The sequence below is a fragment of the Micromonospora sp. LZ34 genome, from assembly GCF_052981855.1.
On the sequence record NZ_JBRIQN010000092.1, the window covers coordinates 1 to 12,730 of the forward strand.

The window sequence follows — 12,730 nt, forward strand, 5'->3', positions numbered from 1 at the left end:
ACAACGTGTGCGCCGAGGGCCAGCCACCTCCGCCCCGCCTCCTGGTAGGGGCGGCCCGGGTAGATCCAGTCCAGATCATCGCCGCTGACCTTGACGACGTCGCTCAATCTGACAAAGGCGTTGATCCTCTCTCGGGCACCGATCGGGTCGCTGGTCACTGAGGGACGGCAGTTCGGGTCGAAGCTGATCATCGTCGACGGGCGTGTTCGCCGCACCAGTGCCAGCACTTTGTGCGGTCCGGCCCGTCCGGCGGCCTGACGTTCCATCACGACGTCATCCGTGAGTATCTCTTCGCCCGGTGGCTCGCCCAGCTCATCGAGGCCCACGGACGCTCGACCATCACCATCGAGTTGCTCAACGACCTCGCCGCTCGCACGAGCACGTCAGGCGACCTGCGGGGCGTCCTGGAATTCCTGTTGCAGGGCTTGGACGCGACATCGCCGGAACTGCTGGCCGCCGTCGCCCAGTCACCGTCGATCAGCATCACCGAGACGCTGCCCCTTATGCTCGAACTCACCGGTGAGAGCCCGGCGTTCACCACCGCCGAGGTGCTGCGCGTGTGCGCCTCCCGATGCCTGCACGACAATGGCCTACCGCTTGCCAGAGCCCTCCTGCACACCAACGCAGCCGCTACCGCGCTGGGCGGGGAGTACCCCCGCTGGATGCTGCGGGTGCTGCGCCGCTTCGGCCCGGCAGTATGGTCCGACATCGTGGCGTGCGTCGAGACGCAGCTGCCCGTCGCGGCCGTCCACGACTTCGTCCGCCTCGCGCAACTCGACACCGTAGAGGATGCGGTGTTCCTCGCCAGACACTTCTACGTCTTCATCGCCGCCGACGACGGCAGTTCCCAGGAGCTGAAGACACTCCTGGCCCATCCCGATTGGCGAGCCCGCGCCGCCCTCGCCGAGGGGATCCGAGCGGGCCACGCGATCCCCCAGCAGACGGTGATCTCAATCATGGAGTCGTTGACCGCGGACCGCGATTACAAAGTCCGCGCCGCCGCCGCCGAAGCCGCCGGCCAGTCGACCGCACCCGGTCTGGAACACCTATTGCCCACGCTCCTCGACGACCGCAACTGGCATGTCCGCGAACGTCTCCTCCAAGGGCTGTCCTTCAGAGTTGGAGACGCAGACTCGGCCGCCGACCTTGTCATCCGGGGCCAAGAAGCATGGCGCCATGGCCCTCGAAACGTGCGAGTCGCCGCCCATCGACTCCTACTGAAGTGCGGCAGGAAACCACTACAGGACGAGGACTCCTCCCGCAGTGCCCTGTTCGGCCTGCTCCGCGAGATCCGTACCGGCGCCCTGCGGCCACCCACGAACGTCCAGCCGGCCCTGATCCGTCAAGGCGTCGCCTCGACCGACTGGCTCGTACGCGCCGAAGCCAACCTGCTCGAACACCGTGGCACAGCCACGAGCGCAGCCGCAGGCATCAGCAAGGAAGCCTTCCGGCGCCTCCGAGGCGGACGCGCCCTCCAGGTCGCGCTCGACGTCCGCGACGTCGACCACGCGATCGCCGTCGCTCAGGCCGCCGCCAGCGTAGGTGTGCAATTCATCGAGATCGGCGACCCGCTCATCAAGAGCGTCGGCGTCCAAGCCATCAGCGCGGTCAAGCAGCGAACCCCTGGTGCGTGGATCGTCGCCGAGATGATGTCCGCAGACTGGGGACGCGACCAAGTGGTCCTCGCGACCGAAGCCGGAGCCGACGTCGTACTACTCATCGGACCCGCCAGCATCGCCAGCGTGTCCGCAGCAGCCGAAGCGAGCAGACGCTTGGGCATCCCCGTCATGATCGACGTGCCCGAGGGCCGGCTGGTCCAGGGCTGGGTGCAGGACATGGAACGCGCAGGAGTCGACGGCTTCGCCATCACCACAAACATCGACCTGGGCGTAGCCGGCTTTCACCCACTCGACCAGGCGCAACTCATCAGATCGTGGACCAAGCTGCCGGTCGCGGTCTCCGGCGGCTTCGAACCCACCGACGTCGAAGCCAGCCGACGACGCTCCTGGGACATCCTCGTCGTCGGTCGCGGAGTCACCGACTCCCTGGACCCCGCCGTCGCCGCGCGGGACCTCGCCGCATCGATCAAACTCACCGAAGGACACCACCCATGATCATCGCCCCGCTCACGGTCGATCGCATCCCCGACCTCGAGAAACTGCTGGCGTTGGGAGAGCCGTACATCAGGCTCCGGGGCTCATCGGACTACTGGCTCTACGCCACGCTGTTCGCCGACACCTGCCCACTCGCCATCATCGATGGGCAGGTCGCCGGAAGCGTGATCGCCTTCCGAAGCCAGGTCGACCCCTCGCAGATCTACCTGCAAGACGTGATGACGCACCCCGACCACCGCCGTGAGGGGATCACACGGGCGCTCGTAGAGGAAATTCACCGGCAAGGCTCTGCCTGGGGATGCCGGCGCCTCTTCCTCACGTCAGAACCCGACAACAACGCCGCGCACAGAACGTGGCTCGCTCTAGGCTTCAGCAACGTTGCCGGAGACACGACCGAGGCTGGCGTGGCCGTGATCTACGACTACAAGGGGCCGGGAAAGCACCGCGCTGTGTATGAGCGATCGATCAGCGGCTAGCGATAAGCGGCCCGCCCAAGTGCCGAAGCCTGGGCATCTCCTTGCCAGCCGTAGGATGTCTCTGAACATCGCCGAGTCCCAACGTCGGAAAGGCGGTGGCAGACCATGGGCGGCGCGACACAGGGGACCGCAGCGACGCAACGCGTGCACGATCGTTAGCGGGTGAAGCGGGCCGCGCCCACCCCCCGTGAGGGCGGGCGCAGGTCACGCGGCGCGTGGCGGTGCGGGTTGGTGCAGACGGAGCAGGCGGGCGAGGGTGGCGGCTTGGTCGACCGTCGGAAGGCCGGCTTCGGCGGCCAGGGCTTGGATCTCGGTTTCGGTGTCGGGGTCGGTCAGGTAGCGGGCCATCGACAGCGTCCCCTGCAGGAGCGGAGCGTCCGTGTCGGGGTGTGCGGTCGGGGCCTCGCCGTCGGCTGTCCGCGTGGGCGGGGTCGGCGGCGACGGGTGTGGTGTGTTCGCGCGTAATCTCTGGTCACGGCGTGTGGCCATGTCCCTCCCAGGACGGCTCGTGGCGTGAGGTCGACGTGTGGGGCCATGGGCATCTCCTCTCGAAGTTGGGAACTTGCTGAGATCGACGGCTTCCGCTGGCCGGAGTCGGCGGCGGGTCGGCGTGCGGTGGTGGGCTGCGGACGGTACCTCTGGTGGCCGTGGAAGTGAAGCGTTCGCCACTCACAGCGACTCACAGCGGCGTGCCGTCCGTGTGAATGCGCGCGCGGGCGCTGTCGCCGAGCAACGCGGCTGACAGACTCCGACAGCTCCCGTCCGACGCGCAGTCGGCTTCTGTCGCCTCGACGCGCTCCCGTACGCGGGCGACGGCTACCGGCCCGGCGGGTTGGCGGGTTCGGCGGCGTGTGGGGGCCTAAAGGCCGCCGCGCGCGCCGCGTGTTCCGCCCCCGCCTCATCAGGCAGCCCACTCATCCGGGACGGGCTGGTCGTGGGTGGGGTATTCGTCGTCGTGGCGGGTGTCGGTGTAGGGCAGGTCGATGAGGCGGTGACGGCCACCGCGCCGCCCCGGTAGTTGCCAGACCCGGTCGGCGGGGCTGGCCCCGAGTGCGGCGCGCAGTTCGGCGGTGGTGGTGGCGATGACCGTGGCCAGGTCGGGGACGGCGGCGAGGCGGTGGTGCAGGTTCACCTCCTTCGGGCGGAGGGGAGGTGGAACAGCACCGGCCATGCCCAGGTGCTCATCGTGTACAGCCGCTCGTACTTGATGACCTTGTCGATGAGGACCTGCAGGTGTTCGCCTCCGGTGTCGTACTCGAGGAAGAACGGCACGGACCGTCCGTCCTCGGTCCACACCCCGGCGCCGTCCGGGCGGGGGAAACCGGTCGCCCCGGCGATCATGATCTGCGGGTCGCCGCCTTCGCGGTAGAGGGTGCCGGGTTCGTGGTAGGCGGATGCGGGCTGCCAGCGGACCAGTTCGGTGTCGGGGTGGGTGCGGGCGTGGGCGGCGAGGTCGATGAAGACCTGGTTGCCGCCGAGCAGGTGCGGCAGGTCCGGCCGGCTGGTCAACGATTGTTTGCGGCGGCGAGCTTGGTCCCGGCGGCCTCGTGGAAGTCCGCGTTGGGCGTGGACGTGGTCGTAGCCGAGTTGGTCCAGGAGAGTGGTAGGGGTAGGAGCCTCCGTCAGGCTTGTTGGGTCGGAACCGGTCCACTGCCCGCAGGGCGGTGAGGCGGCGTAGCCGGCGTTGGGTGAAGTCCAGGGACGGGAACAGGGCGGTGGCGATCTGGTCGGTGGTGAGCACGCCGTGGTCGTAGAGCCAGCCGAGGAGGCGGTCGTCGCGGGCGGTGATGCTGGCCTGCAGCCGCAGCAGCGGATCGGCAGCCGGTGTGTGTTTACGCATGGGCAGCCCCTGGGGGGAGACCCGAGACTGGAGGGTCTGTCTGGAGCGGTCTCGAGCCGCTGACAGCGGCCCTGACCTGGGCTGTGAGCGGCTGTGGGGGGTCGTTGTGGGGGTCATGATCAAGACGGACGGTAGAACGGAGATCGACGCTGACTCCGACACGGCGGGCCGCACCGGGCCCGGGGTGGGAATGCGGTGAGAGTGTGTGTGAGTCTCGCCGGTGACGGGACAGGCGACGCTGGTGATCGCTGTACTGCGACATCATCGTTGTTGCTCCAAGGTCGAAGATGCGGGTGGGTGTGCGGTGTGCGCACCGACCGCTGCGAGGTAGCGGACGGCCGGCGGGAACGCGCTGACAGGCCTCGTCAGGTGCTGTCAGCACGTGGGCTTCCTGGTAGAGGCGGAGACTGGCCTGACAGCGACGGCGCGGTCTGACAGAAGCCTCGGGTCGGGGTTCTGTCACGCGGCCTCCCGCGGTGACAGATCCGGTGCGGGCGGGGTGGCCTCGGCGCGTAGGACGCGCACGAGCGCCGAGGCGGTGGCGTTGGACAACTGGTGCCCGTCCGCGCGGAGCTGGTGGGCGAGGGCCTTGCGGGACAGCGGGGTCCCCTCGGCGGTGAGGGTGCGGGCGGCGGTCCGGGCGGCCGGGACCAACGCGGCGACCTCCGGACCGCCCTCGTCGGTCGACGTCTCGGTGTCCGCGCGGTCCGGGACCGCCGACGGTTGGTCCGCGACGGCGGGGACCGCAGTGATGGAGCCCGGGACCGCGGCGGCGGTGACGGGGACCGGCGGGTGGGTGTCCGGGACCTGCGCGTCGACGGTCAGCGCCGGTCCACGCTCGGGCTGGTCGATCGGGTGGGGTGGGTGGGGGTCAGCGCGGCCGAGAGCGATCTTCACCATCGCCAGGAAGCCCAGGGCCGGTAGGGCGGCGGCGATCCAGCCGATCACCGACGCCTCCGCCTCCACCACCTGCGCCGCCAGCGACAGCAACACCGCCACCACCAGCACCGCAGCGGCAAAGACGACGGGCTGGCCCAGGCGCCGCTTGCGACGCAACTCCAGACCGGCGGCGATCGACATCAACTCCAGCACGATCGCGTCGGCCCAGGCCAGCCAGCCCGGCTGGCCGTGCCCGGCGGCGACGTCATGCACATGCGTGAACGACGCCGCGCCGGCCGCCCCGCCGATCAACAACATGATCGCCACCTGGACGCGGTCCTCCCACCGCTCCCGTCCGAAGCCCGGACGGACAGGTGAGCGGGCGGTTCGCCGGTCAGGTGCCGCCAACGGCCCACCACCTGGGTTCAGGCGGCGCGTGCACGGCCGCGGTCGGCGTTGTCGTGTGAGGGCGGGCCGCGACGGCAGTCGCCGCCTCCAGGGGGTTGTCGTGTGAGGTCACGTTCTGCTCCAAACAGGTGGTTGAAGGGTTCGGCTTCAGGTGGTTAGGGTTCCGTCCCAGGTCGCGCCTGCCCGGCTCGGGTCAGTTCCCGGGCAGGCGCGACCCTGCCGGGTGACGCCCGGCCGGGCGGACCCCTCGCGGGCAGGGGACGACAAAAGGCACTATGGTCGAGTCAACGAACACGCCAGACCCCGCGCAGGGGCAGGCACCAGGGCAGCAGGCGTCGCCACAACCCGCACAGCAGGCTGCGGTCAACGCGCGGACATCGGGCGGACGGCCAAGCCGAGCCACAAAGATCAGAACTCACCACTGGTATCGGCGCAGAAGCGCTCAGGTGGTGCGGCGGCTCAACTCGCCGACAGACGATCCTTCATGTGGGGCCTCCTATCTCTCCACGCCCCGCGGCGTCGGTACGAACAACGGCAGGCACCCCGGTCGTGGGGTGCCTGCCCGCTGCTGTGTGGCCGACCGCGCCGGCCGGCGCTGCGGGAACGTGTATCCAGTACGCCTCGGCAACCCCCGTCGAGTCAACCCCCAATTCGCTACGGATCGCCACCGGGTCTTGCTACCAGTCCGCCGGGGTGCTATAGAGTCCGCCCCAGTGCTCCCCGGTCCTCCTGCGTCCGCGTGGTCACAGCAGAAAACCTCGCAGCGCTATCCACCTGGCGGGACGGGCGGTCTCACCAGGCGGACCTAGAGGCGTTTGCCGCCGTCGTCGAGGCTGTCCACACCCCACGCGTGGCACACAGCCTCGATGATGGCCAATCCCCGGCCGCCGTCGCCGTCCGGGTCCCGGCGGCGCGGCACCACCGCCGAGCCGTCCACCGCCGAGATCGTCACGTCGCCGTCACGGGCGTTGAGCTGCAGACGCAGGCAGCCGCCACCGTAGCGCACCGCGTTGGCTACCAACTCGTCGGCGACCAGCACCGCATCGCCCACCCACTCCGGATGCCGGAATCCCCATCCGGTCAGCACGGTCTTGACCGCCTGCCGCGCTGCGGCCAGGGCGTCAGGACCCACCGGAAGGTCCAGGTGCGCGGTCAGCTCACTCACGGCCGTGATCCCCTTCCGCCGACCGGCGCCACCTGACGCGGTCCACCGCTACCCAAGCCGTGACCAGGGAGAACTTGCCCGCCGGCAACGACCTGCCGATCCGGCATGATGGAACGTCGGCAAGGCCACGATGGCGAATGAAAGCCACCCCTCGCGCAGCGGCTGGGGCGTTTGAGCGGGAGCAGTCGGCCGAACTCCACGAACAGCCGCCCATGTGGCCCTCAGCCTGCCGGTCGCCGAGCCCCGTCCCTCGATGGCGCACGCCGCTTCGATGACAAACGCCCCGGCGGCTGCAGAGACGAGTCCGCGATCGTCGTCCCGCATGCCGCCGGCGCGGACGTGACCCGCTCAGACCGCGGCCCTGTGGCGTAACAGATCCCGCAGCCGTGACGGCCCCTTCAGTGGAGCCGTGTCGCCGCGCGGCCCCGCCGCAGGCAGGCGGGACCACACCCCCCCCCTCGGGCCCCCTCCAGGTTCCGCCCGCCTGCGGCCACCCGCGAGAGCGCGGCGAAACCCCACGGCGATGAGCCGCCGCGATAGGCGAGCGCTATGACGCCGGTCTGGTCGTGGCGGCGTTGACCATGGCCGTTGATGTTCGGCGCTGGGCCGGTGGCGCAGCCGCACCGCAGCGACGTCGCCGACGTGACGTTCCACAGCGACCGCGGCAGCAAAAACGAGTGCACCTCGGCCGACTTCGCCCGCACCTGCGCCCGCTGCCAGGCACGCCAGGCGATGAACCAAGTCGGACCGTGCCTCGTCAACGCCGGCGCCGAGGCCACCTTCTCCACCATCAAGGTCGAGTACGCCCACCGCCACCAGTTTCCGCACCCGCACCGAGGCCCACCTGAAGACCACCGCCTGGATCACCGACTTCAACAAACGGCGCCGCCGACACTCCGTCTGCGACTGGCGCCCACCCATCGACTGGGGAGCGAACAACGGCCGACGCCCTGGAAGCCCGGGCCGCATAACCGGTCGAGGGGATTGACGTTGCGGTCGAACGCCCGCCGGAGGTTGCCCTCGACAGCCGCGGGGGAATGCGGCCGGTGTCCGTGTCGGGCTAGGCTGAGCGCCGCTCGCCCAACGACTGTCCTTTGTAGGAGGTGTCCGTGCGGCACGGTGACGAGGCTGTGGCAGATCAGCGGCAGACATCGCCGCCCAGAATCGACATCACGGTGCCGCACTCGGCGCGGATCTACGACTACTGGCTCGGCGGCAAGGACAACTTCGCCGCCGATCGCGCCGTCGCTGAAGCCCTCGTGGCGGCGATCCCGACGATCCGGTCCATGGCCGCCGAGAACCGCTACTTCGTGCACCGCGTGGCCCGCTACCTGGTCGGCCAGGCCGGTGTGCGGCAGTTCCTCGACATCGGCACCGGCATCCCGACCAGGCCGAACCTGCACGAGATCGCCCAGCAGATCGCCCCCGACACCCGAGTGGTCTACGTCGACAACGACCCCATCGTGTTGACCCACGCCCGGGCCCTGATGGTCAGCACCGAGCAGGGACGAAGTGAGTACATCCACGCCGACCTGCGCGAGCCGGAGATGATCCTCAACCACCGGACGCTGCGCGAGACACTCGATCTCGACCAGCCGGTCGCGCTGACGATGATCGCGATCCTGATGCTGCTGCGCGACGCCGACGACCCGTGGCACAAGGCACGCGTGCTGATGGACGCCCTGCCACCCGGCAGCTACGTGGCGATCACCCACCCGACCGGCGACTTCAACCCCGACGCCATGTCCGCAGCCGTCGCCGCGGCCGTTAACAGCGGCATGACCCTCGTACCCCGCACCCGCGACCAGGTAGCCCGGTTCTTCGACGGCTGGGAACTGGTCGAACCGGGAGTCGTGCCGGTGATGGAATGGCAACCCGCCGACGGCAAACCCGCCGACCCGCACGCCGCCTACTACTGGGCCGGCGTTGCCCGCAAACCCTAGCTGATCCTCCATCTGCGCGGCGTGGCTGCCGGCTGGCAGCAGACCCGAACAAACAGCACCGCACCGTCCGGGCGCAGGTCGAACACGCCCTGGCCCGCAGGCCCGGATTCCGAAAGATCGACTTCCTGCGAGCCCTGGCTCGTATGCCGCCCGTCACCGGGGTTCGGCGCATGACCAGCGCAAGCGCAGTCCCGCCCAACCACCGGCCGCTGCGGTGAACCCGCCGCCGGTGCCGCAGCGCACGTCGGCGGCGTCGCCGGCCTTCCGACGGCGTAGAGCGTCGTTGCTCGTCGTACGGGGATCGGCGGTTGGCCCGCAACTCGAGGCTGTCACTTATCGTTGGGGCCAGGACCGGTGGCTGGCGTGACGTCTGCAGCCTGGTGGTATCCGAGTTCGATCAGCCTGGTACGCAGGCGCCAGAAGCTCTCGTCTACCTGCCGTCGGGCGAGGGTCCGGAGTTTCTCCACACCAGCACGCGCGACGTAGTCCTGTTCCCACGGCTCGCCTTGGCCGAGCAGAAGCAGGAGGATCTTGGTGCTATCGCCTGACGAGGTTGCGGCCTTGCAGCGATCCGCCACCTCGATCGGCAGGTCGATGGCCCCGCCGGTGAGTTCGAGAGTCTGAACCGTTTGCTCCGTCCAGACGTCATCGGAGAGACCGGTCACGAGCGCCCACCGGCCGGATGCTTGCAGCGCCTCGGCTGGAACGACCCGACGGTCAGCTTCGAGCAACGCGCGCCAGAACGTGACGGCAGTCTCTAGCTCGGGGGTGCCCGGCTGACTGGACTGCACCAAGTACGCGATCTCGTTAGCGGCACTGGCCAGCGCCGTGGTGTCGCCGCGGAGGCCCTCGATGATCGTGTCGCTGGAGTAGCCGTCCTCCCCATTGAGCGCCCCGACAAGCAGGCAGCCAACGGCGTTGACAGCGCCTCTTCGGGCGGCGGCGAATATCTGGCTCCGGAAGTGCCTATAGAACCATGAGGTCGGTCGGGCATACTTGAGCGTCAGATCGAACGTCTCACGTCCGCGGTCATCGTCGCTGAACAACGTTGGGGTGTTCTGCTCAAGCCACGCGGGCGCGACTGCCTCGAGGAACACTCGATGTTCTACCAGAATCGCCCTGTACTGCATCCCGACACGTCCGGGCATCCGGACGAGCTCGTCGAGAAGCTGCGTGAATTCGGCCCTGATGGTCCCGGTCTGACGACGTTCCCACCCGGCGAGGGCGAGCACTGCTTGAAGTCCACGGCCTCTCGGATGGTTGATCGCATGGAACAGGGCGTCCGAATCGCCACCCGAAATCTCAACCTCGCCTGCGTCGTCGTCTGCGTCTGGTATGCAGTCGATCAGTTCGAGGGCCCATGCCCATGCCGTCTCCAGATGCCCGGTCAGGTCTGCGCTCTTGTTGGCGAGGGCCGCGAGTAGGTCCACGGCGGTGGTGTCGACGTTGTGCCAGCCGGGCTCGAAGTCGAAGTCGTCCCGCCCCAGTAGAGCGGGTTCCCATCGGGTGGTCCGCGCCAGTTCTGCTGCATTGAGGATCTGCGGCGCGCGGGGCGTGATCTCGCCGGCCAGGTCGGTGAGGGCGCGAAGGTAGTGGAGCACGTAAACCGGCTCGTGAAGGGCCGTGACGACTGCGACTGGGTCTATCGACCACCTATCGGGGTTGGCCTTCACGACAGCTTCCAGCGTTCGGGCGAGTTCCCGCGCTCCGAGCATCCTCGCGTCGCTGGCCGCGTCAGGGCGCCAGCTTGCGATCAGTTCAGCCGCTTCGATGACTGGGAGCGCAGTCAACTCGTCTTCGCTGTGGGCAGACTGGCCGGTGCGCAGCTCGAATCGTTCGCTCCTGCGGTCAAGGGCTTGCGGATCCGGCTCACCGTGCCGGGCGGTGACTTGGGCTATGGGCTCCCGCCACTCTGCGAGCAGGGATGCGGGTAGCACCATGGACCATCGCCACGCCCGCGCCCAGTCGTCTGGCAATGCAGACGCAGGATTCTCCGGCGCGGCGGAGGGCGTTCCTAGCGCCCTGTGCCAGGCGGCGAGCGCATCCGCCTCCGGATCGTCGTTGAGCACGCTGGTGACAAGGTCGCGATCGTCGCCCGTACAAGTCGAGGACGCCAAGCGCTGAGTGATGTGGTCGATCTTGTCCTGCAGGGAGACGTCGTTTGCCTCCGCCAGGATCCTGCAGGTGATCCGCTCGCCGATCGCACCGGGGATGCTCTTCGTCCAGTCGAGCAGATCTGCGGTTGGAACGCCGAGCTCACGGGCACGTGACAGCATGCGAGCCAGGTAGTGCGTGACCTTGGCGAGGTAACCGCGCTCCTCGCCCAGGTCGGCTGTCAGCCGGGCGATGTCGAGCGCGACGAACCGCATGTCGGGGTGACGCGCCAGCCGACGCACTTTGGCCGACAGCATCCGCGTGCGCTCAGCGACGTTGCCGGCGTCAAGTCCGGCTGCCAGCCGGTCGAGCACCGCACCGGCGTAGTAGTCGTCGCGGTCGAACGGCTCGCCGCTCAACATCGCATCCGCCGCCCGGAGGATTACCGGATCTGTTGGGTCGGCGCGCTTGACCACCCCGAACGTGAGCGCCCTAACGGCCCGAACGTTGGCGTGCAGCTCGACGATCCGTGCTACGACCGAGTGTCCAGCCGCCCCGATCTGCGACGCCACGCGAAGCAATTCGAACCTTGCACCCAGCCGCCGATCCTGCCGCAATGCGTTGGAGTCGGCGAGCATGCGTTCAAGCAGGCCGGCCACCTCATCTGGGGAGCTCCGTCCGAGCCCTTCCAGCAGGCTAGCTGCCGGCCAGGCCGTATCGGGCTGCGGCAGTTTCAGGAGGCCCGCGTCGTACACGGGGTTGAGCCAGGCGGGGTCGGTGAGGCGTCCGAGGAACAATCTCAGGTGGTGCGGGTTCGTGGCCAGTTCCCGCAGCTTGCCAATCTGCTCTACGCCTTGCCACGGCTCAGCGGCCAGCTCGCTGATCGCGGTGACCACCGCATCCGGCGGTGTGAACATCCGGATGAACCAAGCCACTGTCCGGTCGTACAGCGCCGTCACCGCGTCCAGCGCCGACTCCGCGTGCAAGGCCGTGTTCGCGTCGTTTCGCAGTCGGTTGTACTCGCCAATCGGGTCCGCTTCCCCTTGAAGAGGATCAACGCCAGTCTTGTCGCGTAGATAACCCAGCAGACGCGCAGCGTGGTACGAGCTTCGGTCCCGGTTCTCCGCGACGCGGTGCAGCGCATCCTCCAACGCGCTCAACGACGCGGTCATGTCCGCGTCGGGCTGGGCCACCTCCGACTGGTAACGCGCCCATGCCTCCAGGATCGCGGATAGGCCGCCGCTGACTGGGGGACGTCCAGTGACCACGGCGTCAAGTGCTTCGCGAAGGTTGTATCCGGCGCTCTCAGCCAAACGAAGCCCACGATCGTCGTCCACCGCTTGCTTGATCAACGCGGCTGCGGTTCGCAGGCACGTGACCGCCTTCTCACCTCGCGAGGACAACTCATCAACGATTCGGTCGACTACCTCAGGCGGCAGCTCAGGCAAACCCTGCTCGTCAATCCGGCTCGTCGTCACATCTCTAGTCTCCACAGAACCCGGGGCGCTTCAACGGCGACGGCCAACGCCCGAGCACCTGCTTGACAGGGAAGATCCACAACAGCGACCACAGTAGACATCGGCCGGACGGGACATCCACGAAGCCGCGCCATCAACTCTCTCCCCACCAGCGGGCGGGACGCTCACCTGGTCGAGCCATCGACATCCACAGCTTGACGCATCGCATCCCGCGCCGGCCGTCGCCGCGTGCACTTGGCTGCCAACACCACACGCCTAGGTCGTGTGTCGAAGTCGGCGGTGGTGGGCGAGGAGATTCCGGCGCGTCGGTGATCGATAAGTAGCGAGGTCTCC

General features: G+C 68.5%; 7 protein-coding genes and 2 pseudogenes. 3 read left to right on the forward strand and 6 right to left on the reverse strand.

The features are described 5' to 3' along the window. Window positions 1-326, reverse strand: a pseudogene (locus tag ACVCAH_RS36400) (hypothetical protein); the annotation flags it as partial. 24 nt (window positions 327-350) lie between these two features. On the opposite strand from ACVCAH_RS36400, the gene ACVCAH_RS36405 reads away from it, so the two are divergent. Together ACVCAH_RS36405 and ACVCAH_RS36410 are read left to right on the forward strand one after the other, a co-directional pair. After that, window positions 351-2,114 carry an orotidine 5'-phosphate decarboxylase / HUMPS family protein gene (locus ACVCAH_RS36405; RefSeq protein ID WP_447140759.1) on the forward strand — a complete coding sequence of 588 codons (1,764 nt, stop codon included), beginning with the start codon at window positions 351-353 and terminating at the stop codon, window positions 2,112-2,114. Further along, window positions 2,111-2,590 (forward strand): GNAT family N-acetyltransferase, encoded by a 480-nt coding sequence (locus ACVCAH_RS36410; RefSeq protein ID WP_447140760.1) that lies wholly within the window; start codon window positions 2,111-2,113, stop codon window positions 2,588-2,590. The genes ACVCAH_RS36405 and ACVCAH_RS36410 overlap by 4 nt, the downstream gene beginning before the upstream one ends. A gap of 204 nt (window positions 2,591-2,794) precedes the next feature. Here the strand turns inward: ACVCAH_RS36410 and ACVCAH_RS36415 are convergent, their stop codons facing one another. From ACVCAH_RS36415 to ACVCAH_RS36430, 4 genes and pseudogenes are all read right to left on the reverse strand, one after another. Next, window positions 2,795-2,938 carry a hypothetical protein gene (locus ACVCAH_RS36415; protein WP_238432884.1) on the reverse strand — a complete coding sequence of 48 codons (144 nt, stop codon included), beginning with the start codon at window positions 2,936-2,938 and terminating at the stop codon, window positions 2,795-2,797. A gap of 553 nt (window positions 2,939-3,491) precedes the next feature. Continuing rightward, window positions 3,492-4,430: pseudogene (locus tag ACVCAH_RS36420) on the reverse strand (replication-relaxation family protein). A 459-nt stretch (window positions 4,431-4,889) separates the two neighbouring features. After that, window positions 4,890-5,636: a DUF2637 domain-containing protein gene (locus tag ACVCAH_RS36425; RefSeq protein WP_447140761.1), complete on the reverse strand. Its 747-nt coding sequence runs from the start codon at window positions 5,634-5,636 to the stop codon at window positions 4,890-4,892. Between the two features lie 886 nt (window positions 5,637-6,522). Continuing rightward, window positions 6,523-6,882 carry an ATP-binding protein gene (locus ACVCAH_RS36430; protein WP_447140762.1) on the reverse strand — a complete coding sequence of 120 codons (360 nt, stop codon included), beginning with the start codon at window positions 6,880-6,882 and terminating at the stop codon, window positions 6,523-6,525. Between the two features lie 1,130 nt (window positions 6,883-8,012). Between ACVCAH_RS36430 and ACVCAH_RS36435 the strand changes: the two genes are divergently transcribed. Further along, window positions 8,013-8,825, forward strand: coding sequence for an SAM-dependent methyltransferase (locus ACVCAH_RS36435; protein WP_447140763.1), 813 nt, complete (start codon window positions 8,013-8,015; stop codon window positions 8,823-8,825). 329 nt (window positions 8,826-9,154) lie between these two features. Here ACVCAH_RS36435 and ACVCAH_RS36440 read toward each other — a convergent pair whose 3' ends face one another. Beyond that, window positions 9,155-12,397, reverse strand: coding sequence for a hypothetical protein (locus tag ACVCAH_RS36440; protein ID WP_447140764.1), 3,243 nt, complete (start codon window positions 12,395-12,397; stop codon window positions 9,155-9,157). Window positions 12,398-12,730 lie beyond the last annotated feature (333 nt).

Coding starts and splice junctions, on each gene's coding strand:
- ACVCAH_RS36410 (WP_447140760.1), top strand. CDS start 2,111: ATGATCATCGCCCCGCTCACGGTCGATCGCATCCCCGACCTCGAGAAA.
- ACVCAH_RS36415 (WP_238432884.1), bottom strand. CDS start 2,938: ATGGCCCGCTACCTGACCGACCCCGACACCGAAACCGAGATCCAAGCC.